Annotated in this window: 21 protein-coding genes; 15 read left to right on the top strand and 6 right to left on the bottom strand. The window is 72.5% G+C overall.

The window, feature by feature from the left end; all coding sequences use genetic code 11:
- Position 1: 1 nt before the first annotated feature.
- Positions 2–610, top strand: a complete 609-nt coding sequence (locus ACFY8W_RS17205) for an ATP-binding protein (protein ID WP_391105665.1) — start codon at positions 2–4, stop codon at positions 608–610.
- 124 nt (positions 611–734) lie between these two features.
- Here the strand turns inward: ACFY8W_RS17205 and ACFY8W_RS17200 are convergent, their stop codons facing one another.
- Positions 735–1,823 (bottom strand): DUF5937 family protein, encoded by a 1,089-nt coding sequence (locus ACFY8W_RS17200; protein ID WP_391105663.1) that lies wholly within the window; start codon positions 1,821–1,823, stop codon positions 735–737.
- Between the two features lie 99 nt (positions 1,824–1,922).
- Here ACFY8W_RS17200 and ACFY8W_RS17195 point away from each other — a divergent pair, with 99 nt between their 5' ends.
- Complete coding sequence (locus tag ACFY8W_RS17195) at positions 1,923–2,123, top strand: hypothetical protein (protein ID WP_391105661.1); 201 nt, start codon at positions 1,923–1,925, stop codon at positions 2,121–2,123.
- A gap of 112 nt (positions 2,124–2,235) precedes the next feature.
- Here the strand turns inward: ACFY8W_RS17195 and ACFY8W_RS17190 are convergent, their stop codons facing one another.
- Positions 2,236–3,456, bottom strand: a complete 1,221-nt coding sequence (locus ACFY8W_RS17190) for a beta-eliminating lyase-related protein (RefSeq protein ID WP_391105659.1) — start codon at positions 3,454–3,456, stop codon at positions 2,236–2,238.
- A 127-nt stretch (positions 3,457–3,583) separates the two neighbouring features.
- Here ACFY8W_RS17190 and ACFY8W_RS17185 point away from each other — a divergent pair, with 127 nt between their 5' ends.
- From ACFY8W_RS17185 to ACFY8W_RS17140, 10 genes are all read left to right on the top strand, one after another.
- Positions 3,584–4,576 carry a DUF2520 domain-containing protein gene (locus tag ACFY8W_RS17185; RefSeq protein WP_391105657.1) on the top strand — a complete coding sequence of 331 codons (993 nt, stop codon included), beginning with the start codon at positions 3,584–3,586 and terminating at the stop codon, positions 4,574–4,576.
- A complete protein-coding gene (panC, locus tag ACFY8W_RS17180) occupies positions 4,573–5,637 on the top strand; it encodes a pantoate--beta-alanine ligase (protein WP_391105655.1) in 1,065 nt (354 codons plus the stop codon). The genes ACFY8W_RS17185 and panC overlap by 4 nt, the downstream gene beginning before the upstream one ends.
- Positions 5,634–7,325, top strand: coding sequence for an L-aspartate oxidase (locus tag ACFY8W_RS17175; RefSeq protein ID WP_391105653.1), 1,692 nt, complete (start codon positions 5,634–5,636; stop codon positions 7,323–7,325). The genes panC and ACFY8W_RS17175 overlap by 4 nt, the downstream gene beginning before the upstream one ends.
- Positions 7,322–8,341 (top strand): carboxylating nicotinate-nucleotide diphosphorylase, encoded by a 1,020-nt coding sequence (nadC, locus tag ACFY8W_RS17170; protein WP_391105651.1) that lies wholly within the window; start codon positions 7,322–7,324, stop codon positions 8,339–8,341. The genes ACFY8W_RS17175 and nadC overlap by 4 nt, the downstream gene beginning before the upstream one ends.
- Positions 8,341–9,147, top strand: a complete 807-nt coding sequence (locus tag ACFY8W_RS17165; protein WP_391105649.1) for a type III pantothenate kinase — start codon at positions 8,341–8,343, stop codon at positions 9,145–9,147. The genes nadC and ACFY8W_RS17165 overlap by 1 nt, the downstream gene beginning before the upstream one ends.
- Positions 9,148–9,958: 811 nt before the next feature.
- Positions 9,959–10,597 carry a hypothetical protein gene (locus ACFY8W_RS17160; protein WP_391106811.1) on the top strand — a complete coding sequence of 213 codons (639 nt, stop codon included), beginning with the start codon at positions 9,959–9,961 and terminating at the stop codon, positions 10,595–10,597.
- Between the two features lie 13 nt (positions 10,598–10,610).
- Positions 10,611–10,790, top strand: coding sequence for a hypothetical protein (locus ACFY8W_RS17155; RefSeq protein ID WP_391105647.1), 180 nt, complete (start codon positions 10,611–10,613; stop codon positions 10,788–10,790).
- Between the two features lie 132 nt (positions 10,791–10,922).
- The gene (locus ACFY8W_RS17150) at positions 10,923–11,396 is read left to right on the top strand and encodes a BlaI/MecI/CopY family transcriptional regulator (RefSeq protein ID WP_391105645.1); all 474 of its coding nucleotides are present in this window, start codon (positions 10,923–10,925) and stop codon (positions 11,394–11,396) included.
- Positions 11,397–11,405: 9 nt separating this feature from the next.
- Positions 11,406–11,945: an amino-acid N-acetyltransferase gene (locus tag ACFY8W_RS17145; RefSeq protein WP_391105643.1), complete on the top strand. Its 540-nt coding sequence runs from the start codon at positions 11,406–11,408 to the stop codon at positions 11,943–11,945.
- A gap of 144 nt (positions 11,946–12,089) precedes the next feature.
- Positions 12,090–12,428 carry a histone-like nucleoid-structuring protein Lsr2 gene (locus tag ACFY8W_RS17140; protein WP_391105641.1) on the top strand — a complete coding sequence of 113 codons (339 nt, stop codon included), beginning with the start codon at positions 12,090–12,092 and terminating at the stop codon, positions 12,426–12,428.
- Here ACFY8W_RS17140 and ACFY8W_RS17135 read toward each other — a convergent pair.
- The gene (locus ACFY8W_RS17135) at positions 12,407–13,036 is read right to left on the bottom strand and encodes an SCO3374 family protein (protein ID WP_391105639.1); all 630 of its coding nucleotides are present in this window, start codon (positions 13,034–13,036) and stop codon (positions 12,407–12,409) included. The two genes, ACFY8W_RS17140 and ACFY8W_RS17135, sit on opposite strands and share 22 nt — an antisense overlap.
- 486 nt (positions 13,037–13,522) lie before the next feature.
- Between ACFY8W_RS17135 and ACFY8W_RS17130 the strand changes: the two genes are divergently transcribed.
- Complete coding sequence (locus ACFY8W_RS17130) at positions 13,523–16,045, top strand: AAA family ATPase (RefSeq protein ID WP_391105637.1); 2,523 nt, start codon at positions 13,523–13,525, stop codon at positions 16,043–16,045.
- Positions 16,046–16,132: 87 nt separating this feature from the next.
- On the opposite strand, the gene ACFY8W_RS17125 is transcribed toward ACFY8W_RS17130, so the two are convergent.
- Together ACFY8W_RS17125 and ACFY8W_RS17120 are read right to left on the bottom strand one after the other, a co-directional pair.
- Positions 16,133–18,904: an NACHT domain-containing protein gene (locus ACFY8W_RS17125; protein WP_391105635.1), complete on the bottom strand. Its 2,772-nt coding sequence runs from the start codon at positions 18,902–18,904 to the stop codon at positions 16,133–16,135.
- Complete coding sequence (locus ACFY8W_RS17120; protein ID WP_391105633.1) at positions 18,901–19,248, bottom strand: trypco2 family protein; 348 nt, start codon at positions 19,246–19,248, stop codon at positions 18,901–18,903. Before ACFY8W_RS17120 ends, ACFY8W_RS17125 begins: the two co-directional genes overlap by 4 nt.
- 475 nt (positions 19,249–19,723) lie before the next feature.
- On the opposite strand from ACFY8W_RS17120, the gene ACFY8W_RS17115 reads away from it, so the two are divergent.
- Entirely contained in the window at positions 19,724–20,464 is a 741-nt protein-coding gene (locus tag ACFY8W_RS17115) for a peptidoglycan DD-metalloendopeptidase family protein (protein WP_391105631.1), read from the top strand.
- Positions 20,465–20,474: 10 nt separating this feature from the next.
- Here the strand turns inward: ACFY8W_RS17115 and ACFY8W_RS17110 are convergent, their stop codons facing one another.
- Positions 20,475–21,035 carry a TetR family transcriptional regulator gene (locus tag ACFY8W_RS17110; protein ID WP_391105629.1) on the bottom strand — a complete coding sequence of 187 codons (561 nt, stop codon included), beginning with the start codon at positions 21,033–21,035 and terminating at the stop codon, positions 20,475–20,477.
- Positions 21,036–21,148: 113 nt separating this feature from the next.
- Between ACFY8W_RS17110 and ACFY8W_RS17105 the strand changes: the two genes are divergently transcribed.
- Entirely contained in the window at positions 21,149–22,726 is a 1,578-nt protein-coding gene (locus ACFY8W_RS17105; protein ID WP_391106809.1) for a DHA2 family efflux MFS transporter permease subunit, read from the top strand.
- The last annotated feature ends 139 nt before the right edge of the window (positions 22,727–22,865 follow it).

Below are 22,865 nucleotides of genomic sequence, written 5' to 3'. Positions count from 1 at the left end.
CATGCTGCTCTGGATCAACGGGCCGTTCGGCGGCGGCAAGACGCAGACGGCGTACGAGCTGCGGCGGCGCCTGCCGGGCAGCGTGGTCTGCGACCCCGAGCACGTGGGTTTCGGCCTGCACCGCGCCCTTCCGCCGGGGCTGCGGGGCGACTTCCAGGACCTGCCGGCGTGGCGCCAGGGCGTGTACGAGGTCCTCGACCTGGCGCTGCGACGGCACGAGGGCCCCGTCCTCGTCCCGATGACGGTCGTCGAACCGGTCTGCTTCGCGGAGACGGTCGGGCGGCTGCGTGCGGCGCACGGCGAGGAGCGCGTGCGGCACTTCGCGCTGCTGGCCGAGCGGGACACCGTCCTGAAGCGGCTCACGGAGCGCGGCCTCGGGCGCGGCCTCAAGCGCGAGAGCTTCGCCGTACGGAAGCTGGACGGCTGTCTGGAGCGGCTCGCGGCCCCCGAGTTCGCGCACCACATCCGTACGGACGCTCTCACCGTCCCGCAGGTCGCCGACCGGGTCGCGGAGCTGGCGGGCCTGCGGCTCTCGCCGAACACGGACGGCCGGGTGCGGCACCGGCTGCGGCGGATCAGGGTGGGCCTCGCGCACATCCGCTTCGACTAGCCGTCCAGGGCCTCCGCTTCGAGTGGCCCGTCCGGAGTCCTCCGCTTCGGCCGGCCCGTCCGGGGCCTCCGTCTCGGCCGGCTCGTCCGGGGCCTCCGTCTCGGCTGGCCCGTCCGGCCCCCCGCTACCGCAGCACCGACTCCAGGAAGTCGCTGCCCACCCGTGCCACCACCGAGAAGTCCAGCTGGTGCAGGACGTAGCGGCCCCGCCGCTGGGTGCTGAGCATCCCCGCCTTCTTCAGGACGGAGAGGTGGCGGGAGACCTCCGGCGCGGTGATCCCGTGCGCGTCGGCCAGCTCGCTCGTCGAGTACGGGCCGCGCGCCAGGCTGCGGCACAGCCGCATCCGCATCGGGTGGGCGATGGCCTCCAGGCGCAGCTTGACCGTCTCCACCGGCTCGACGCCGCCGATCTCGCGGGCGTCGGCCGGGTACTGGATCACCGGCTGCCAGCCGGGTGCGCACGTCGCCATCAGGTGCGGCCAGCCGAAGGCCGTGGGCAGCAGCGTCACGGCGCCGCCGTGGGCCTCGATCCGGGCGTGCACCAGCTTGTCGACGACGATCCGGGAGCCGCGCGCGTCCTCCTCCAGGGCGAGTGCGGGCGAGGCCGCCGTCAGCGCCTCGGCCAGGCCCTTGCGGCGCAGCAGCTCGGTCTTGTGCCGGGCGTCGGCGGCGAGCTGGACGCGGACCCGGCGCCAGGTGTCGGCGAAGAACGCTTGGTCGCAGTCCTCCAGGAGCCGGCGGATCCACGCGCGCGTGGCGGTGGGTTCGGCCAGCATCCGCTCCACGAACGCCGACTGGCGCGGGCCGCGGGCGGCGGCCAGGTCGAGGGCACGGCGCCGGGACCGCTCGTCGACGAGCGGGGAGGGGATGCCGTCGGAGTAGCGGCTGCTGCACGAGATCTCCAGGGCCGCGCCGACGAACTTCTCGTCGTCCATGCGATCGAGGTCGTCCAGCTCCTCGGCCAGGGTCTCGCGGGGCTGCGCCGGCAGCAGGAAGTCGGAGCGGGTGGACCGCCACATGAAGTCGGCCTCGTGGAGACGGTCGGCGAGCTCGGGCTTGAGCGCGGCGGATGTCGCGGTCGTCCAGGCGTGCAGCCGGGCGTGGTGGGCGGGCTCGGCGAGGGCGTGCAGGGCGTTGCCGAGCTCGGCCAGTGGCGAGGGGCAGAAGGAGATCCGCTCGGGCGGCAGTCCGGTGATGTCGATGGTCACGCTCACGCCCCTATGGTGCGGGGTGGGGCGGGGGAGGGTCGTGCCATTTGACGAGGCCCGTCAATCGGCGGGCGGGACGGCGGGCGCCGGGCGCACGGTGGGCCCATGAACGCGCTCCAGCAGCACCTCTTGGACAGCTACCGCGCCGCCCGGCACGGCGACCCCGCCCCGCCGCCGCCCGGCACCCACGACGTCGCTGCCCTCCGCGCGGCCCGCGACCACCACCGCTTCGAGTCCGTGATCGTCGGCCGCCCGGCCACCGGCCGGCTCCGCCTGGCCGTCCGGAGGTGGCTCCACCCCAGCTAGGGCCTGCCGCCTTCGGCGCGGGCAGGCGCCCCGCGGAGGGCGGCAGTGTTCCGCGCTGCCGAGGGCCCGGCGCGCGCCACTGCGGCCCGCCGCGCCCTATCAGGTCCCGCCGTCAGCGCGCCCGCGCCAGGAAGTCCCGTACGGCGCTCTTCACGTCCTCCGGCGTCCACTCCAGGCCCGGCCCGTTCACCGTCACCTCCGTTGCCGCCACGCCCGGCGGGCCGCCCAGCGGGGCGGGGAACCAGCGGCGGAAGAGGGTGGTGCCCGTCTCTTCCGCCTGGGCGAGCGACGCCGCGGTGAGGGCCTCGGGGTCGTACGGGAGCCAGATCTGGAACTGGTGGGTGTGCGGGACCTCCGGGTGGATCCGGAACCAGCCGACGCCCTCCTCCGTGAGGGCCTCCCGCAGCGCCTCGGCCACCACGCGCGCGTGCGCCACGTACGAGGGCAGCCGGGGCAGCTCGGTCTCCAGGCCGCGCAGGGCCGACAGGGCCGCCGGGTACTGCTGGAAGACCTGGCCGCCGTACCGGTGGCGCCAGAGCCGCGCCTCCTCGACCAGGCCCTCCGGGCCGGCCAGCGCCGCGCCGGACATGCCGCCGAGGGACTTGTAGAACGACACGTACACGCTGTCCGCGAGCCCCGCGATCTCCGGCAGCGGGCGGCCGAAATGCGTCGGGCAGTCCCACAGCCGCGCCCCGTCGAAGTGGACCACCGCGTCCCGCTCCCGGGCCGCGTCCACGACGTCGACGAGCTCTTCCCAGGTGGGCAGGACGAAGCCGGCGTCCCGCAGGGGCAGCTCCAGCATCAGGGCCCCGAAGGGCTCCGGGTGCTCGCGCACCTCGTCAGCCGTCGGCAGCCGTGGCTCGTCGGTCGGGTGGACCGTGCGCAGGCCGCTGACGGCGCCGAAGGCGCCGTTCTCGTGCAGCTCCGGGTGGGCCAGGGGGTGCAGCGCGACCACCGGGTCGCCCGTCCGTCCGGCCCAGCAGCGCATCGCGACCTGCTGGGCCATGGTCCCGGTCGGGAAGAACGCCGCGGCCGGGAAGCCCAGCTCCTCCGCGACCCGCCGCTCCAGCTCCTCCACCACGGCGTCGCCGTACACGTCGACGGGCCCGTCGCCGTACGGGGAGCCGGACGCCCAGTCCGCCAGCTCGCGCAGCCGCGCGCCCGCGCTGCCGTCCATCGACGCTTCCCACAGCTTGCGCGGCGCGCCGCCCCATAGCCTGGCCCGGCGCACCCGCGCCGGTTCGAGGTCCCGGCCCTCGCCCGGGCCCCCGTCCTGATCTTCGTGCGGACCCTCGTGCCGACCCTCGTACCGATCTTCGCTCTGATCCTCCATGGGCAGATCATCACACCGCCGCCCACACCCTGTGGACAGCCACGAGCGAGCGCGAAACGCTGGCGTAGCATGACCAGAAATCGTCCGGTACCCACCGAGGACTGGAACGGAAGGCCGACCCGAAACAGTGAACGCACCACCAGAACCCCGGCACCCGCAGGTGGACCGGGCCGAGGACCGCCCCGCCAGGCTCACCGTCGGAGTCGTCGGCGCGGGCCGTGTGGGTCCCGCCCTCGCCGCCTCCCTCCAGCTCGCCGGACACCGCCCCGTCGCCGTCTCCGCGGTCTCCGACGCCTCCCGTCGCCGCGCCGCGGTGCTGCTGCCGGACGTGCCGGTCGTGGAGCCCGCGCGGGTCCTCGCCCTCGCCGACCTGGTCCTGCTCACCGTGCCCGACGACGCCCTGCCCGGCCTCGTCGAGGGCCTCGCCGACACCGGCGCCGTCCGGCCCGGACAGCTCCTGGTGCACACCTCCGGGCGGTACGGGGTGCGGGTCCTCGACCCGGCGCGCCGCGCCGGCGCACTGCCGCTCGCGCTGCACCCGGCCATGACCTTCACCGGCACCTCCGTGGACGTCCAGCGGCTCGCCGGCTGCTCGTTCGGCGTCACCGCGCCCGAGGAGCTGCGGCTCGCCGCCGAGGCCCTGGTCATCGAGATGGGCGGCGAGCCCGAGTGGATCGCCGAGGAGAACCGCCCGCTCTACCACGCGGCCCTCGCCCTCGGCGCGAACCACCTGGTCACCCTGGTCGCCCAGGCCATGGAGCTGCTGCGCTCGGCCGGCGTCGCCGCGCCCGACCGGATGCTCGGCCCGCTGCTCGGCGCCGCCCTGGACAACGCGCTGCGGTCCGGCGACGCCGCCCTGACCGGCCCCGTCGCACGCGGCGACGCGGGCACCGTCGCCGCCCATGTGGCGGAGCTGCACAAGCACGCGCCCGGCACCGTCGCCGGCTATCTCGCGATGGCCCGCGCCACCGCCGACCGGGCGCTCGCGCACGGCCTGCTCAAGCCCGAGCTGGCCGAGGACCTGCTGGGCGTCCTCGCCGAGACGGCGCACGCCACCGGCCCCCAGGGCGGCCCCGGCACCGCCGGTCCCGCCGACGGGCCGCAAGGAGACGACCGATGAGCCTGCTCGACCGCAAGAGCACCGGGAACAGCCGCCACCAGCCGGCCGAGCTGGTGCCCACGGTCGAGGCCCTCGCCGGCGCGCGCGCCCGCTTCGGCGCCGCGCCCGGCCGCAACGCCGTCGTCATGACCATGGGAGCCCTCCACGAGGGCCACGCCACCCTGGTCCGCGCCGCCCGCGAGCGCGTCGGGAGCGAGGGCTTCGTCGTCGTCACCGTCTTCGTCAACCCGCTCCAGTTCGGCGCGGGCGAGGACCTCGACCGCTACCCCCGCACCCTGGACGCCGACCTGGAGCTGGCCTTCGACGCCGGGGCGAGCGTGGTCTTCGCCCCCGGCGCCGACGAGGTCTACCCCGGCGGCGAGCCGCAGGTGCGGATCACGGCGGGTCCCATGGGCGAGCGCCTGGAAGGCGCCTCCCGGCCCGGCCACTTCGACGGCATGCTCACCGTCGTCGCCAAGCTCCTCCACCTCACCTCGCCCGACCTGGCCTTCTTCGGCCAGAAGGACGCCCAGCAGCTGGCCCTGATCCGCCGCATGGTCCGCGACCTGAACTTCCCGGTCGAGATCGTCGGCGTGCCCACCGTCCGCGAGGACGACGGCCTCGCCCTGTCCAGCCGCAACCGCTACCTGTCGGCCGAGGAGCGCCACACCGCCCTCGCGCTGTCCCGCGCCCTGTTCGCCGCCCGCGACCGGCTCGCCGCCCAGGCGGCGCTGCGCGCCCGCGCCGACGCGCTGCCCGGCGCCCAGGGCCGCGCCGAGAACCGCGCCGAGGCCCTGTCCCGGCTCGGCGAGGCCCGCGCCGCCGCCGACGCCCACGCGGTCGCCCAGGCCGCCGAGGGCGGGGGCGTCGAGGCCGTACGGGCCGCCGCCCGTGCCGTACTGGACGACGCGGGGAAGGCCGACCCGCCGCTCGCCCTGGACTATCTGGCCCTGGTCGACCCGGCCGACTTCACCGAGGTCGCCGACGACCACGACGGCGAGGCGATCCTCGCCGTCGCCGCGCGGGTGGGGACCACGCGGCTCATCGACAACATCCCCCTGACCTTCGGAGCCACGAAGTGACCGGAATACGGCTGCACGCGCCCGCCCCCGGCTGGACCGTCGACGCCGACGTCGTCGTGGTCGGCTCGGGAGTCGCGGGCCTGACCGCGGCCCTGCGCTGCACCTCCGCCGGGCTGCGCACGGTCGTCGTCACCAAGGCCCGGCTCGACGACGGCTCCACCCGCTGGGCGCAGGGCGGCATCGCCGCCGCGCTCGGCGAGGGCGACACGCCCGAGCAGCACCTCGACGACACGCTCGTCGCGGGCGCCGGGCTGTGCGACGAGCAGGCCGTGCGGGCCCTCGTCACCGAGGGCCCCGACGCCGTCCGCCGGCTCATCGCCACGGGCGCCGACTTCGACCGCGCCGACGACGGCGAGATCGCCCTGACCCGCGAGGGCGGCCACCACCGCCGCCGGATCGCGCACGCCGGCGGCGACGCGACCGGCGCCGAGATCTCCCGCGCCCTCGTCGAGGCGATACGGGACCGCGGCGTCCGCTTCATCGAGCACGCCCTCGTCCTCGACCTCCTGAAGGACGCCGAGGGCCGCACCGCAGGCGTCACCCTGCACGTGATGGGCGAGGGCCAGCACGACGGCGTCGGCGCCGTCCACGCGCCCGCCGTGGTGCTCGCCACCGGCGGCATGGGCCAGGTCTTCTCCGCCACCACCAACCCGGCCGTGTCCACCGGCGACGGCGTCGCGCTCGCGCTGCGCGCCGGCGCCGAGGTCTCCGACCTGGAGTTCGTCCAGTTCCACCCGACGGTGCTGTTCCTCGGCGCCGGCTCCGAGGGCCAGCAGCCGCTGGTCTCCGAGGCGGTACGGGGCGAGGGCGCCCACCTCGTCGACGCCGACGGGGTCCGCTTCATGGCCGGGCAGCACGAGCTGGCCGAGCTCGCGCCCCGCGACATCGTCGCCAAGGCGATCACGCGCCGGATGCAGGAGCAGGGCACCGAGCACATGTACCTCGACGCCCGGCACTTCGGCGCCGAGATGTGGGAGCAGCGCTTCCCGACGATCCTGGCGGCCTGCCGGGCCCACGGCATCGACCCGGTCACCGAGCCGATCCCGGTCGCCCCGGCCGCCCACTACGCCTCCGGAGGCATCCGCACCGACCTGCACGGCCGCACCACGGTGCCCGGCCTGTACGCGTGCGGCGAGGTCGCCTGCACCGGCGTGCACGGCGCGAACCGGCTCGCGTCGAACTCGCTCCTCGAGGGCCTGGTCTTCGCCGAGCGGATCGCCGCGGACATCACCGCGCACGGCCCGCACCGCTCCGGCCTGCCGGTCCTCCCGGGCGCGCCCACCGTCCTCACGCTGATCGAGCCGGAGGCCCGCCGCCGGATCCAGCGGATCATGACCGAGGGCGCGGGCGTGCTGCGCTCCGCCGGGAGCCTCGCGGACGCGGCCGACGCCCTGGAGGGGCTGCGGCTCGACGCCGAGGAGGAGCGCAAGGCGGCCGAGCCGGGCGTGGACGCCTGGGAGACCACCAACCTGCTGTGCGTCGCCCGGGTCCTCGTGGCCGCCGCGCAGGAGCGCGGCGAGACCCGCGGCTGCCACTGGCGCGAGGACTTCCCCGACCGCGACGACCGCGACTGGCGCCGCCACCTGGTCGTCCGCCTGACGTCCGACCGCCGACTGGTGGTCCGCCGCACCGGCGGCGCAGACTTTCCGCCCGTAACCCCCGACGCACACCTGGAGCCGCTGTCGTGAGCACGCCCGAGGAAGCACGTCCGCAGCCCGTGGACGTCCCCCTGATCCAGATCAACGCCGCCCCGGCCGAGTCCGCCGGCGGCTGCGGCGACGGCTGCGGCTGCGGCGGGGCCGACGAGTTCGAGTGCGGGCTCGACCCGGCGCTCGCCCAGCTCCTCGCCGACGCCGGGCTCGACCCGGTGCAGGTCGAGGACATCGCGCACCTCGCGATCGCCGAGGACCTCGACGGCGGCGTGGACGTGACGACCGTGGCGACCGTCCCCGAGGACGCCGTCGCGACCGCCGACTTCACCGCCCGCGAGGCCGGTGTCGTGGCCGGTCTGCGGGTCGCCGAGGCGGTCCTGTCGATCGTCTGCACCGACGAGTTCGAGGTCGAGCGGCACGTCGAGGACGGCGAGCGCGTGGAGGCAGGCGACCTGCTGCTCAGCGTCACCGCCCGCACGCGTGACCTGCTCACCGGCGAGCGCAGCGCCCTGAACATCCTGTGCCGCCTGTCCGGCATCGCGACCGCGACCCGCCGGTGGGCCGACGCCCTGGAGGGCACGAAGGCGAAGGTCCGCGACACCCGCAAGACGACGCCGGGCCTGCGCGCCCTGGAGAAGTACGCGGTGCGCTGCGGCGGCGGCGTCAACCACCGCATGTCGCTGTCGGACGCGGCCCTGGTGAAGGACAACCACGTGGTCGCCGCCGGTGGCGTGGCCCAGGCCTTCAAGGCCGTGCGGGAGCTGTTCCCGGACGTGCCGATCGAGGTCGAGGTCGACACGATGCACCAGGTCCGCGAGGTCCTGGACGCGGGCGCCGACCTGATCCTGCTGGACAACTTCACGCCGATCGAGACCGAGGAGGCGGTCGCCCTGGTCGCCGGCCGGGCGGTCCTGGAGTCCTCCGGCCGGCTCACCCTGGAGAACGCGGCGGCGTACGCGGCGACCGGCGTGGACTACCTGGCGGTGGGCGGCCTCACCCACTCCTCCCCGATCCTCGACATCGGACTCGACCTGCGCGAGGCGGCCGTCTGATGCTGCTCACGATCGACGTCGGCAACACCCAGACGGTCCTCGGTCTCTTCGACGGCGACGAGATCGTGGAGCACTGGCGCATCTCCACCGACCCGCGGCGCACCGCCGACGAGTGGGCGGTCCTGCTGCAGGGCCTGATGGGCATGCATCCGCTGCTCGGTGTCGAGCTGAGCGACGGCATCGGGGGGATCGCGATCTGTGCGACGGTCCCCTCGGTGCTGCACGAGCTGCGCGAGGTGACCCGCCGCTACTACGGCGACGTCCCCGCGGTCCTGGTGGAGCCGGGCGTCAAGACGGGCGTCCCGGTCCTCACGGACAACCCGAAGGAGGTCGGCGCCGACCGCGTGATCAACGCCGTGGCGGCCGTGGAGCTGTACGGCGGTCCGGCGATCGTCGTCGACTTCGGCACGGCGACGACGTACGACGCGATCACCGTGCGCGGCGAGTACGCGGGTGGCGCGATCGCCCCGGGCATCGAGATCTCGGTGGAGGCGCTGGGCGTCAAGGGCGCGATGCTCCGCAAGATCGAGCTGGCCCGTCCGCGCAGCGTGATCGGCAAGAACACGGTCGAGGCCATGCAGTCGGGCATCGTCTTCGGTTACGCGGGCCAGGTCGACGGCGTGGTCGGGCGGATGAAGCGGGAGCTGGTCGGCGCGGGCGGCGACCCGTCGGACGTGACGGTGATAGCGACCGGCGGTCTGGCGCCCATGGTCCTCGCCGACTCCAAGGAGATCGACGCCCACGAGCCGTGGCTGACCCTGATCGGCCTCCGTCTGGTCTACGAGCGGAACGTGGCCCGGATGTAGCCCCGGCGGGCGCACGCCGGGCCCGCCCTTCCGGGCCTGCGGCCGTCGGCTCTGCCCGGGCCCGCCCTTTCCGGGCCTGCGGCCGTCGGCTCTGCCCGGGCCCGCCCTTCCGGGCCTGCGGCCGTCGGCTCCGCCCGGGCCGCCTCTTCCGGGCCGCCCCTCGGGCCTGTGCCCCCTGCGGCCCGCCCGACCGGCCCGCCTGCCCGGCTGCGCCGGGTGACGCGTCGAGCGGCCCTGAAGCGTCGTGACTGCATCGCGCCCGACCCGGGCCCATCCGACCCGGGCCCCGCCCGGCTCACCAGACCTGCCCGACCCGTGTCGCCGACCCGCCCTTCCGGGCCTGCGGCCGTCGGGCTCCGCCCGGCTCACCAGACCTGCCCGACCCGCCTCGCCGACCCGCCCTTCCGGGCCTGCTGCCGTCGGGCTCCGCCCGGGCCCGCCTGGCCGGCTGCGCCGGGTGACGCGTCGAGCGGCCCCGGAGCGTCGTGACGGCATCCCGCCGACCCCCGCCCGCCCGGCCCGGGTTCCGCCCGGCTCACCAGACCTGTCCCACCCGGGCCCGTCCGACCTCGCCCCGCAGGGCGGGGGCCTGCAGGCCCACTGGCCCCGCCCGGCCGCCCTCCCGGGCTTGCCCCTCGGGCCTGGTCCCTACGGCCCGCCCGACCCGGCTCCTCCGGCCCGGCCGACCCCCCCGGCGTCCGGTTGGGCCGTCCGGCTGGATCGACCCGCCGTGAAGATCGATAAGCGGCGGAATTGTCCGATTAGCGCGTATCGTCGGTCCATGCCCACGCCCTACGGATCCCGCGGCGGCATGGCGTTCAGCGCGGACGAGCTGCGTGTGCTCCGTCGCGCCCTCGCCACCGCGCTCAACCCTGCCCCCCTTCAGGACGACGACGTCCAGGACTGCCTGCGCCTGGCCGACTCCGTGGACGAAGCAGTCCGCGAGGCCGGGCGGCTGCGGGCCTTCCTCCTCGCCGACCTGGTCCGCTACCGCCAGGCCCTGCCCGGCTCCCTCACCGGCTATCTGGAGCTCCTCCAGGACGCCCTGTCCACCGGCTACGACCCCGGGGCCGAAGACCTCGCCGCGCTGCGGGCGCTGCGCGGCAACCCCGCGGCCGCCGTTCTTCTCGCCCGCTGCCAGGTCCTGGCGGAACGATCCGTCCGGGCCCGCCTCGCCAAGGTCGCCCAGGCGCGGGTCCCGCAGCCCTCGCCCGTCGGCAGCCTCGCGCAGGCCCGGCAGCTCCGGCAGCCGCGCACCCGACTGCTCGCCCTGCCCGGCGGCCGGGCCGCCGAGGAGGGCCCCAAGCCGCCCGCGCCCAGTGGTCCGGCCAAGCCCGGTCCCAAGCCGCCCGCGCCCGGCGAGCGCCCGGTGCCCAAGCCCTCCGAGGTGTTCCCGCCGCGCCGACGCCCCGTGCCGCCGCCCCCGCCCGAGGAGCGGGCGGCCGGATAGCTACTCTGGACCCATGGACTACGTATCCGCGCTCCTGCCCCCCGTCGTGATGGCCGCGTTCTTCATCGCTCTCGTCGTCACGATCGTCAAGACCCAGGGCGGGCAGAACAAGGCCAAGGAGGACGCCGCCGTGGACGCCGCCCTCGCCCGCGCCGAGTCCGCCCGACAGCAGGGCGGCACCTCCGCCCCGTAAGCGGTCCCCGCGGCGGCACCGGCACACCGAGGACGTACGACCACGCCAGGCCGTACGTCCTTTTTGTTGCCTCCTGCGGTGTTTTCACCGCAATTAGGTATGTATGAGGAGATCTCGCACTAAGGTGGCGCCGTGCCCCGTCAATTGGGAGAGCTGGAAGACGCCGTCATGACGCGCGTCTGGCAATGGAACCGCCCGGTGACCGTCCGGGAAGTCCTGGAGGATCTCCAGCAGGAACGGTCCATCGCCTACACCACCGTCATGACCGTATTGGACAATCTCCATCAGAAGGGCTGGGTGCGCCGGGAAGTCGAAGGCCGCGCCTATCGATATACGGCGGTCTCCACCCGCGCCGCCTACTCGGCGGCACTGATGAACGAGGCCTGGGCGCAGAGCGACAACCCCGCCGCCGCCCTCGTCGCCTTCTTCGGCATGATGTCGTCCGAACAGCGCGAGGCGCTCAACGACGCCATCCGCATCGTCCAGCGGGACAACCCCGAGCCCGCCCCGGCCCCCGCGCCCCCCGCGGCCGCCGAATCCACCGAATCCGCCGATTCCGGAGAATCGGCCGAGGGCGGCGAGGAGTCCACGGGCTCTGGGCGATAACGTCCCCCCATGTCATCCGCGTCATCAGCGACTTCCGCTTCCGCCAATGCCGTCACCGTGCGCCGGGCCCGCACGTCAGATGTCGCGGCGGTCCGCCGGCTCGTCGATCCCTTCGTGCGCCGCGGCATCCTCCTCGACAAGGCGACCGTGACCCTTTACGAGGACATCCAGGAGTTCTGGGTCGCGGAACGTGACGAGGACGCCACGGTCGTCGGCTGCGGGGCCCTGCACGTGATGTGGGAAGACCTCGCCGAAGTCCGCACTCTCGCCGTCGATCCCGACTTCAAGGGCGCCGGAGTGGGGCATCAGGTGCTCGACAAGTTGTTGCACACCGCGCGCTGGCTCGGGGTCCGCCGGGTTTTCTGCCTCACCTTCGAAGTGGACTTCTTCGCGAAGCACGGCTTCGTCGAGATCGGCGAGACTCCGGTCGACGGAGATGTCTACAGCGAGCTCCTGCGTTCCTATGACGAGGGCGTCGCGGAGTTCCTCGGTCTCGAACGAGTGAAGCCGAACACCTTGGGCAACAGCCGCATGCTTCTGCACCTGTGAGGGCGGCGCGGATCGGAGTGCCTATGTCCGAATCGCGCACGTTTCCCGCGTTGCCGGGCTTCTGAACCTCTGCCGGGGGTTTGTGTTTTTCCGGGAAAAGCGGTTTCCTTTCCGCGTACTGCATTTTCGATGAAAGGAAATCCGGTGGCACAGAAGGTTCAGGTCCTTCTTGTCGACGACCTCGACGGCGGCGAGGCGGACGAGACCGTGACGTTCGCGCTGGACGGCAAGTCCTACGAGATCGACCTCACCACCGCCAACGCGGACAAGCTCCGTGGCCTGCTCGAGCCGTACACCAAGGGTGGCCGTCGTACCGGTGGCCGTAGCGCCGGCACCCGTGGCAAGGGCCGCGTCGCCGCCTCCGCCGGCAGCCCGGACACCGCGAAGATCCGCGCGTGGGCCAAGGAGAACGGTTACAACGTGAACGACCGCGGCCGCGTGCCCGCCGACATCAAGGCTGCCTACGAGGACGCGAACCGCTGAGCCGTCAGCTGCTGCTGAGCGACCGTCCCCGCCGGCTCCGGCCGGTGGACCCGGGCAGCACTCAGCAGCCGCGCCCGATGACACTCGGCGGCGGCCGCGGCCACGAGCCGCGCCAGACAGGGGGCGTCCGCACCGCCCCGCGAGGGCCGCAGGGCCGGCAGCGAGGACTCGACCTCGCGTCCCGGCTCCGGGGCCCTCAGCCACACCGAGGCACCCGGCGAGCCGGAGGCGCTCCGTCCGGTCGGCCTCCAGCCGGGGGGAACGGGGGCGGTCATCCGGCCGTCGGTGCCGAGCATCGCCAGATCCAGTGAGATCCCGCCCCACTCCAGCCAGTCGAGCAGCCCGGGAAGCTCCTCCGCGCTCCCCGCTGCGACGAGCAGCCGCATCCGCCGCCCCATGAGGGCCACCGGACCCACGGCGGCGCCCATCCGGCGCAGCACGCCGCGGCCGGCCGTCGCCGGCAGCTCCAGCACGTCGAAGCGCAGCCCCGTGACCAGCTGCACCGGAGGCCCGGCCGAGGTCGCCCAGCCGAGCTCGTGCTCGTACCACCGCGCCAGCGCCCGGCCGCCGTCGAGCGGCGAACGGGGAGGCGGGACGGTGAAGGCCATACAGGGGAAACGCCGCCGAGGGCCCGAGGGTTACGCCCGGAGGGGCCGACGGCTCACGCTCGCGGTCACGCAGGGTCCTTGATCCGGTGCACGGAGTGTCCATGATGGGGGCGTACGGGTGCATTCGACCGCGCAAGGTTGTTCGCCCGTAGCGGAGGGAACCGGGGTGTGCCGCATGGAGTGTCAGTCCTTACGGGTAAGACATTCCATGTGAGGAGGGGCGTCTCGCGGGCAGAAGCGTCTCACGTTCGCCATCGGCGTACTGGAGGCGCGGGTAACAGCTTGGCCTGCGGGAACATCGTCTCGCACCATCGAGTTGGAGCATTTGTCGGCTGTTCGGCAGCAGGTCTCCCCAAGAAGTAAGGGGGTGATCCGGACGGATGTCGGCAGTTGGAATGAGCGGTCCCCGCTTGCGGGACTAAGCTGCGGAAGGACAGGGAGGGGATCGACCCCTAACTGACTGACCGCTCTGAGGAGCGATTAACGATGTTCGAGAGGTTCACCGACCGCGCGCGGCGGGTTGTCGTCCTGGCTCAGGAAGAAGCCCGGATGCTCAACCACAACTACATCGGCACCGAGCACATCCTCCTGGGCCTTATCCACGAGGGTGAGGGTGTCGCCGCTAAGGCCCTGGAGAGCCTCGGGATTTCGCTCGAGGCGGTCCGCCAGCAGGTGGAGGAGATCATCGGCCAGGGCCAGCAGGCCCCGTCCGGGCACATCCCCTTCACCCCTCGTGCCAAGAAGGTCCTGGAGCTGTCGCTCCGGGAGGCCCTCCAGCTCGGCCACAACTACATCGGCACCGAGCACATCCTGCTCGGCCTGATCCGCGAGGGCGAGGGCGTCGCCGCCCAGGTCCTCGTGAAGCTGGGCGCCGATCTCAACCGGGTCCGGCAGCAGGTCATCCAGCTGCTCTCCGGCTACCAGGGCAAGGAAGCCGCCACCGCCGGCGGTCCTGCCGAGGGCACCCCCTCGACGTCCCTGGTCCTCGACCAGTTCGGCCGCAACCTCACCCAGGCGGCCCGCGAGTCCAAGCTCGACCCGGTCATCGGGCGCGAGAAGGAGATCGAGCGGGTCATGCAGGTGCTGTCCCGCCGTACGAAGAACAACCCGGTCCTCATCGGCGAGCCCGGTGTCGGCAAGACGGCGGTCGTCGAGGGCCTGGCCCAGGCCATCGTCAAGGGCGAGGTGCCCGAGACCCTCAAGGACAAGCACCTCTACACGCTGGACCTCGGCGCGCTGGTCGCCGGCTCCCGCTACCGCGGTGACTTCGAGGAGCGCCTGAAGAAGGTCCTCAAGGAGATCCGCACCCGCGGCGACATCATCCTGTTCATCGACGAGCTCCACACCCTGGTGGGTGCGGGCGCCGCCGAGGGCGCGATCGACGCCGCCAGCATCCTCAAGCCGATGCTGGCCCGCGGTGAGCTCCAGACCATCGGTGCCACCACGCTCGACGAGTACCGGAAGTACCTGGAGAAGGACGCGGCCCTCGAGCGCCGCTTCCAGCCCATCCAGGTCGCCGAGCCGTCGCTGCCGCACACGATCGAGATCCTCAAGGGTCTGCGCGACCGTTACGAGGCCCACCACCGGGTTTCCATCACGGACGAGGCCCTGGTCCAGGCCGCCACCCTGGCCGACCGCTACATCTCCGACCGCTTCCTGCCGGACAAGGCGATCGACCTGATCGACGAGGCCGGTTCCCGGATGCGCATCCGCCGGATGACCGCGCCGCCGGACCTCCGCGAGTTCGACGAGAAGATCGCCTCCGTCCGCCGGGACAAGGAGTCCGCGATCGACTCGCAGGACTTCGAGAAGGCCGCCTCGCTGCGCGACAAGGAGAAGCAGCTCCTCGCCGCGAAGACCAAGCGGGAGAAGGAGTGGAAGGCCGGCGACATGGACGTCGTCGCCGAGGTCGACGGCGAGCTGATCGCCGAGGTCCTCGCGACCGCCACCGGCATCCCGGTCTTCAAGCTGACCGAGGAGGAGTCCTCGCGACTGCTCCGCATGGAGGACGAGCTCCACAAGCGCGTCATCGGCCAGAAGGACGCCGTCATCGGCCTCTCGCGCGCCATCCGGCGTACGCGGGCCGGTCTCAAAGACCCGAAGCGTCCCGGCGGCTCGTTCATCTTCGCCGGCCCGTCCGGTGTCGGTAAGACCGAGCTGTCCAAGGCGCTCGCCGAATTCCTCTTCGGCGACGAGGACGCGATGATCTCCCTCGACATGTCGGAGTTCAGCGAGAAGCACACCGTCTCGCGTCTCTTCGGTTCCCCGCCCGGATACGTGGGCTACGAGGAGGGCGGCCAGCTCACCGAGAAGGTGCGCCGCAAGCCGTTCTCCGTGGTCCTCTTCGACGAGGTCGAGAAGGCCCACCCCGATATCTTCAATTCCCTTCTCCAGATCCTGGAGGACGGTCGACTGACCGACTCCCAGGGCCGGGTCGTGGACTTCAAGAACACGGTCATCATCATGACGACCAACCTCGGGACCAGGGACATCTCGAAGGGCTTCAACCTCGGCTTCGCGGCCCAGGGCGACACGAAGTCCAACTACGAGCGGATGAAGGCGAAGGTCAGCGACGAGCTGAAGCAGCACTTCCGCCCGGAGTTCCTCAACCGTGTGGACGACATCATCGTCTTCCCGCAGCTGACCCAGGACGACATCCTCCAGATCGTCGACCTGATGATCGGCCGCGTCGACGAGCGCCTGAAGGACCGGGACATGGGCATCGAGCTCTCCCAGTCCGCGAAGGAGCTCCTCGCCAAGAAGGGTTACGACCCCGTTCTGGGCGCCCGGCCGCTGCGCCGGACGATCCAGCGCGAGATCGAGGACTCGCTCTCCGAGAAGATCCTCTTCGGCGAGCTGCGCCCCGGTCACATCGTGGTCGTGGACACCGAGGGCGAGGGTGAGGAGAAGAAGTTCACCTTCCGCGGCGAGGAGAAGTCGGCTCTCCCGGACGTTCCTCCGGTGGAGGCGGCCGGCGGTGCGGGCCCGAACCTGTCGAAGGACGCGTGACGCTGAGCCGGGCCTGAACGGCTGAAAGGGGTGGCCCCGGAACCTGGTGGTTCCGGGGCCGCCCCTTTCGCGTGCACGAGGGCGTGCCTAGCGCACGGCGAGCCGGTCGCCGAGGACGCCGGCGCCGAGGACGTTCTTGCGCGGTGTGCCAGAGACGGTGATGCGCACCTGCGTCTCGATCAGCGGGCGGAGGTCGAGCGTGGCGTCCGCGGGGACGTTGAGGAGCTGGAAGCGCGTGAGGGCCGGCAGGCCGGCCAGGGCCGACACACCTCGCAGGCCGGGGCACTCCTCCACGACGACCGTCTCCAGACGCGAGCAGTCCACCGACCGCAGCAGGTCCAGGTCCGCCAGCAGGGGGTTGTCGAGCAGGCTGAGCGCCGCCGGCTTCCGGCCCGCGAGGGCGGACACGAGCGCCTCGGGGGCGTGGGAGCCGGTCACGATGAGGCTGTGGATGCTGGCGACACGGCGGACGTGCCGCAGCTGCTCCGCCGTGGACGCGCCGATGACGGCGTTGGACGGCATCCGGCTGAGGACGTTCCGGGCGAAGGCCTCCGTGGGGAACCTGTTCCAGAAGCGGGCGATCCGCCCGTGGTCGACGGAGGCGTACGCCTCGGCCGTGGGGAGCGCGGCGGATCCGCCGATCTCGCCGATCAGGTCGACGCACATCCCGGCCGCCTCGCCCGTGACCTCCCGGGGGTCCGGGATCAGTGGCAGCACGTAGCCGCCGAGGCGGGCCAGCTGCGAGATCTGCTCCCGGTTCCGCGGCGGGATCATCGACTTCACCGCCTTCCGGACCCGCCGGTGCAGCGCCTCGTCCAGCCATGCCGCGTGCTGCGCGGCCAGTGCCGCCAGGACGTACAGCGTCGTCTTCAGGTCCCGCCTGCGGGTGTCGGACCCGGCCTTCAGGAGGCCCTCCACCAGGACCGGGAGGTCGCGGCGGGTGCAGTGGCCGGCGGAAAGGAGGAGGACGTCGTGCCACTGCTGGTCGTAGGCGCGGTGCAACGGCTCGTGGAGGCTGTCGTCCTCGACGAACTCCTTCGCGGCGAGGAAGTCCTGGAAGGTGCGGTGGGCGAACTGGAAGACGTCGTCCGTGCGCTCCTGGAGGAGACCGCTGCGGTTGATGAGATGGGTGAAGATCTCCTCCGGCGTGCCCTGGGCCCGGACGCGGGGCATGCTGGGCAGGTCGTGCTCCAGGCGCTGGAGGGCCTGCTCACGGGTGAACTCGGTCTGGCCGCCGGCGCGGACCAGGCGCGCGGCCAGGCGTTGCAGGAGCTGCCGGTGTTCCTCGACGGACATGCGGATGCCGTCGGGCGTGCCGACCCGGCGCCGTTCGTCGCGGGCGCCGAGCAGCATGGTGAGGGCGGAGTCGTACAGCTCCCAGCGGGTCTCCGGCAGGAAGCCCTCGCGCAGCCGGTGCAGGGCGCAGATCACGGCGCAGAGGAGCGGGGTGCGGGCCAGCTCGGCGAGGCTGGGGTTGTGGCGGAACTGCTGGGCCAGGTCGTGTTCGAGGGCGGCCAGGTTCTCGTCCGGGCCCGCGTCCAGCCGGGCGGCGTCGTGCCAGGCGGTGACGAAGGCCTGGATGTCCTCGCCGCGCAGCGGCAGGAGAGTCAGCTCCTCGAACCGTTCGGCGCCCAGCCAGTCGGGTGCGACGGCGTGCGGGCGCACGGTCGCCACGCAGCGGGTGTCCGGGTAGCGGGCGAGGAGCCCGCTGAGCCAGGTGTGGGCGTCGTCGCGGTCGTCCTGGGTGACCTCGTCGAGGCCGTCGACGAGCAGCAGCGCCCGCCCGGCGGCGAGGACCCGGCCCGCCCAGCCGTCGGGTGCCGCGTCGATCACCAGGCCGGCGACGCCGGGCAGCTCGGCGGGGGAAGGGAATCCGCCGCCGCGGGTGCGCAGGGAGCGCAGCGGTACGACGAAGGGCACGAGCCCGTTGAGCTTGGCGAGCTCGGGCCCGAGGGTCCCGGCGGCGGCGTGGGAGGCCAGCCACCAGACGAGGGTGGTCTTCCCCGCGCCGGCGTCGCCGCGCAGCAGTACGCGGGGGCGGTCGGCCAGCAGGTCGTCGATCCGGCGGGGCACGGGCACGGTCTCCCGGTCGGGGGGTGCGGCCTCCAGAGAGAGGTAGGCGGTGTCGAGGTCCCACTCGGAGGCCCGCTTGCCGAGCTCGTCCAGGCCGAAGATCCGGGTGCGGCGGTAGGCGGCGCCGACGGCTTCGGCGTACTCCTCCTCGTAGGGCTGGTCGTGGGGGTGGGTGGCGGTGACGGGGCGGGGTGGGGCGAAGTCGTCGGGGAGCCAGCGGTACGCCTCGTTGTCGGCGAGGAGGGCGGTGAGGGGCAGGCATTCCAGACGGCGGTGTCCGCGCCCGCGCGGGACGGACCGGACGATGCCGAGGAGCCCGTCGTCGGCGTACACGGGAGCCCCCGACAGGCCGGCGAGCGGGGACGGGCCGTCCGCGGCCTCGGTGGCGGGAGGGCGGTCGAGCTCGACGGTCAGGGTGTGGCGCAGCAGCCCCGCCATGGGCAGGACGGTGCCGGTGAACTGGTCGAGGTCCGGCCTCCGCTCCTCGTCGCGCTGGATGTGCGGGAAGCCGAGGATCATGCAGCCGGGTATCGGGCGGTCGGTCGCGACGGTGCTCAGCTGGGGAGTCGGGCCGAGGCGCCGCTCGCTGAGCAGCAACGCGGCGTCGAGCCGCTCGTCGGACCAGACCACGCGTAACCGCTGCGGCTCGCGGTGCATGCCGGCCACGGTGGCGCTGTGGGCGCCGCCGATGACGTGGGCGGCGGTCAGGATCAGGTTCCCGGGGAGGAGCACGCCGGTGCCCTGGCGCTTGCCCAGGACGGCGAACACGAACTGGCTGGTCCTCACCGGCCCTCCGTCCCGTCGGCGGCGAAGCCCGACAGGTCCGCCTCTTCTTCGTTCCCCACCAGCCACGCCCCGCCCGTCGCGGGGTTGCGGGGCTTCAGCGTGAAGGAGACCCGGTGGGTGTCGCCGCGCGAGCGGCTCGCGTCGGCGCCCGCCTCGACGACCCAGGCCTTGATCTTGCCGCCGGTCTTCGCCTCCTTCCGGAGCTCGACGGAGAACTCCATCTCGATGTCGCCGACCTCGAAGGCGACGGCCTGGCCGGTGGCGCGGCCGGCCGCGATGAGCAGCTGCTCGCGTACGGAGGCGATGGCATCGGCCAGTTCGATCTTGGGCGTGGTGTCGGTCATGCCTCGGAAGCTAACCCGCCCGGAGGGGTCGTGGAGGGGGTTCCGAGGGGTTCGGTGGCGTGACCCAGGTCCCATTCGCGGCACCTTCGCGGGCCGGCCGTGGTGACAAGGCGCACAGGGGTTTCGAGGGGTACTAGGCGGAATAGTGAGGGGTTACGGGAAGGAATCGGGACGTTCACGGGTGAACCACCGGGACCTTGGTCCTGGAGTGCCCCGAAGCGGGTGAGCGGCTGCCTTTCGGGCGGTTGGGGCCCTCGCGACATGCGGTTAAACAGGTCTACGCGGGTCGCTTTGTCCGAATTCGCCCGTGTTCCCTCGGGCCGTCAAGAGCTGAACTGCCACGGAGATCGCTACGACGTGATGTCGTAGATGGGGTGTTTTGGCCGGGATGGGGGTCCGGGTTACCAAGGATGAGCAAGCCCGGCGCTGACCACTCTCACGCCGGGTCCCGTTCTGTCCGGAGGTTCTCCCCCGTATGTCGAAGCGCGTCATGAAGCCCAGCATCCGTACCACCGCCGTCGCCCTCGCCGCCGCGGGTCTGGGAGCGTCGCTGGTGGCCGGTGCCGGCTCCGCGTTCGCCGCCGAGGGCAAGGCCGCCGTCGCCAACCCGCAGACCGCGGTCGCCGCGTCCGCCGCCCTGGCCAAGCAGGCCAACGTCCAGGCCCAGGTCGCCGCGCAGGCCAAGGCCGCCCAGATCAAGGCCGCTCAGGCCAAGGCCGCCCAGATCAAGGCCGCGCAGCTGAAGGCCGCCGCCGCGAAGGCGCAGGCCGTCAAGGTCGCCGCCGCCAAGAAGGCCCCCTCCTGGGTCAAGCCGGTCAGCTCCTACACCCTGACCGCGAGCTACAACCAGGGCGGCGCCATGTGGGCCCACAAGCACTCCGGCCAGGACTTCGCCGTCCCGGTCGGCACCCCGGTCAAGGCCGCCGGCGCCGGCACCGTCGTGAAGGCCGGCCCGAACGGCGGCGGCGACGGCCCCGCGTACGGCAACGCGATCGTCGTCAAGCACGCCAACGGCACGTACTCGCAGTACGCCCACCTGTCGAAGATCAAGGTCAACATCGGCCAGAAGGTCGCCGCCGGCCAGCAGATCGCCCTCTCGGGCAACACCGGCAACTCCTCCGGCCCGCACCTTCACTTCGAGATCCGCACCACCCCGAACTACGGCTCCGCCGTGAACCCGGCCGCCTTCCTGCGGTCCCACGGCGTCTCCATCTGACGCACGATCGTCAGGCGTGATGCGCCTGCCTGATCAGATCGAGGGCGACCTCGAGGACGGCTTCCTGCTTCTCCTCGGGGTCGCCCTCGACGTTCTGCATGAAGAACGTCCCGGCGTGCATCGTGAAGACCGCGCTGATGGAGCGGACCTTGTCCGCCATCGAGAAGTCCGGGTCCTGGAGCAGCCGGGTCAGCGCGATCATGCGCTCCTTGAAGGTCAGGCCGACGCTCAGCTTGCTCACCGCCGCCTGGTTGTCCTGCATGAAGCGGAACAGCGGGGCCGCGGCGAGCAGCGCCTTCTGGTAGCGGCGGAGGACCTCCTGCCGGGTCTCCAGGGTGCGCGGCTGCTCGCCCGCCCACTCGATCAGCTCGTCCATGGGCCGGGCGAGGTCCTCGAAGATGCTGATGAGGATGTCTTCCTTGGTCTTGAAGTGGTAGTAGAGCGCGGCCTTGGTGACGTCGAGGCGTTCCGCGATCTCGCGCAGCGAGGTCTTCTCGTACCCCTGCTCGGCGAAGAGTTCGAGGGCCACGTCCTGGATGCGCTGACGGGTGTTGCCTCGGGCCTGGGCCATGGTCTCTCGCTTCCACCGATACTTACTTGACGCCCGGCTAGTTACCGGTCTACTTTCCCCAGTGTAGTAACTAGCCGGGCGGCAAGTAAGGAAGTGGCGGGGACGACATGGCGATGACCGAAAAACACAGCACAGCAGCAGAGGAGACGGTCGACCAGCCGCGCAGCGTCCGCGTCGTCCTCCTCGCCCTCATGATCGCGATGCTGCTCGCGATGCTGGACAACATGATCATCGGCACCGCGATGCCGACGATCGTCGGCGAGCTCGGCGGCCTGGAGCACCTCTCCTGGGTCGTCACCGCCTACACCCTGGCCACCGCCGCCTCCACCCCCATCTGGGGCAAGCTCGGCGACATGTTCGGCCGCAAGAGCGTCTTCCTCACGTCGATCGTGATCTTCCTGATCGGCTCCGCGCTCAGCGGCATGGCCCAGGACATGGGCCAGCTCATCGGCTTCCGCGCCGTCCAGGGCCTGGGCGCCGGCGGTCTGATGGTCGGCGTCATGGCGATCATCGGCGACCTCATCCCGCCGCGGGACCGCGGCAAGTACCAGGGAATGATGGCCGGCATCATGGCGCTCGCCATGATCGGCGGACCGCTGGTCGGCGGCACCATCACCGACCACTGGGGCTGGCGCTGGTCGTTCTACATCAACCTGCCGCTCGGCGCCGTCGCGCTCGCGATGCTCGCCACCGTGCTCCACCTGCCGAAGAAGGAGCGGGCCTCCGGCACCCGGATCGACTTCGCCGGCGCCGCCCTCCTGACCGTCGGCATCACCGCGATCGTCCTGGTCACCACCTGGGGCGGCACCGAGTACGCCTGGAGCTCGGCCAACATCATCGGTCTCGCCGTCGGCGGGGTGGCGGCCCTCGCGGCCTTCCTCTTCGTCGAGACCCGCGCGAGCGACCCGATCATGCCGCTGCACATCTTCCGCAGCCGCAACTTCACGCTGATGTCCGCGATCGGCTTCCTCACCGGCTTCGTGATGTTCGGCGCGGTGCTCTTCCTGCCGCTCTTCCAGCAGTCCGTGCAGGGCGCGTCCGCGACCAACTCCGGCCTGCTGCTCCTGCCGATGCTGCTGTCGATGATGGTCGTCTCGATGATCGCCGGCCGGGTCACCACCAGCAGCGGCAAGTACAAGATCTTCCCGATCATCGGCGGCGCGTTCATGGTCGTGGGCCTGTACCTGCTCTCCACGATGGACACCGACACCACTCGGTTCGTCTCGGGCGTCTACATGGCCCTCCTCGGCGCCGGCATGGGCTTCCTGATGCAGATCACCATGCTCGTCGCGCAGAACAGCGTGGACATGAAGGACATGGGCGTGGCCTCCTCCTCGACCACCCTGTTCCGGACCCTCGGCTCGTCCTTCGGCGTCGCGATCATGGGCGCCCTGTTCAACCACCAGGTCCAGGACGAGATGGCCGCCCGCGGCGGCGGCGCCGCGACCGCGCACTCGGCGCAGCTCGACGCCGCGAGCCTCGCCAAGCTGCCGGAGGCGCTGCGCGAGGCCTACCAGCACGCGGTCGCCGCGGGCACCCACTCGGCCTTCCTGGTCGCCGCGGCCGTGTCCGTCCTCGGCTTCGTCCTCGCCTTCTTCGTCAAGGAGGTGGCGCTGCGCGGCACCGGCCTGCCGAAGAAGGACGAGGCCGCCGCCGCGGACGCCGCACCGAAGACCGTCGAGACCGTCTGATCCCGGGCCGGCCCGTCGCCATGACCTCGTAGCCACGGCCCGTCGTCGAAGGGTCCGGTCGTCGAAGGGTCCCGTCGTCGAGCGGTCCCGTCGTCGAGCGGCCCCGCAATCGAACGGCCCCGCCGTCCACAGGAGATCC

It is taken from the genome of Streptomyces sp. NPDC012637 (assembly GCF_042954805.1).
Lineage (GTDB): Bacteria > Actinomycetota > Actinomycetes > Streptomycetales > Streptomycetaceae > Streptomyces.
The sequence above is the reverse complement of the archived record's forward strand: the minus strand, read 5'-3'. Positions and strand labels throughout refer to the sequence as shown.

Excerpts from the sequence above, each read along its gene's own strand:
- ACFY8W_RS17205 (WP_391105665.1), top strand. The coding sequence starts at position 2 with ATGCTGCTCTGGATCAACGGGCCGTTCGGCGGCGGCAAGACGCAGACG.
- ACFY8W_RS17195 (WP_391105661.1), top strand. The coding sequence starts at position 1,923 with ATGAACGCGCTCCAGCAGCACCTCTTGGACAGCTACCGCGCCGCCCGG.
- ACFY8W_RS17190 (WP_391105659.1), bottom strand. The coding sequence starts at position 3,456 with ATGGAGGATCAGAGCGAAGATCGGTACGAGGGTCGGCACGAGGGTCCG.
- panC (WP_391105655.1), top strand. The coding sequence starts at position 4,573 with ATGAGCCTGCTCGACCGCAAGAGCACCGGGAACAGCCGCCACCAGCCG.
- ACFY8W_RS17165 (WP_391105649.1), top strand. The coding sequence starts at position 8,341 with ATGCTGCTCACGATCGACGTCGGCAACACCCAGACGGTCCTCGGTCTC.
- ACFY8W_RS17160 (WP_391106811.1), top strand. The coding sequence starts at position 9,959 with ATGGCGTTCAGCGCGGACGAGCTGCGTGTGCTCCGTCGCGCCCTCGCC.
- ACFY8W_RS17155 (WP_391105647.1), top strand. The coding sequence starts at position 10,611 with ATGGACTACGTATCCGCGCTCCTGCCCCCCGTCGTGATGGCCGCGTTC.
- ACFY8W_RS17145 (WP_391105643.1), top strand. The coding sequence starts at position 11,406 with ATGTCATCCGCGTCATCAGCGACTTCCGCTTCCGCCAATGCCGTCACC.
- ACFY8W_RS17135 (WP_391105639.1), bottom strand. The coding sequence starts at position 13,036 with ATGGCCTTCACCGTCCCGCCTCCCCGTTCGCCGCTCGACGGCGGCCGG.
- ACFY8W_RS17130 (WP_391105637.1), top strand. The coding sequence starts at position 13,523 with ATGTTCGAGAGGTTCACCGACCGCGCGCGGCGGGTTGTCGTCCTGGCT.
- ACFY8W_RS17120 (WP_391105633.1), bottom strand. The coding sequence starts at position 19,248 with ATGACCGACACCACGCCCAAGATCGAACTGGCCGATGCCATCGCCTCC.
- ACFY8W_RS17115 (WP_391105631.1), top strand. The coding sequence starts at position 19,724 with ATGTCGAAGCGCGTCATGAAGCCCAGCATCCGTACCACCGCCGTCGCC.
- ACFY8W_RS17110 (WP_391105629.1), bottom strand. The coding sequence starts at position 21,035 with ATGGCCCAGGCCCGAGGCAACACCCGTCAGCGCATCCAGGACGTGGCC.
- ACFY8W_RS17105 (WP_391106809.1), top strand. The coding sequence starts at position 21,149 with ATGACCGAAAAACACAGCACAGCAGCAGAGGAGACGGTCGACCAGCCG.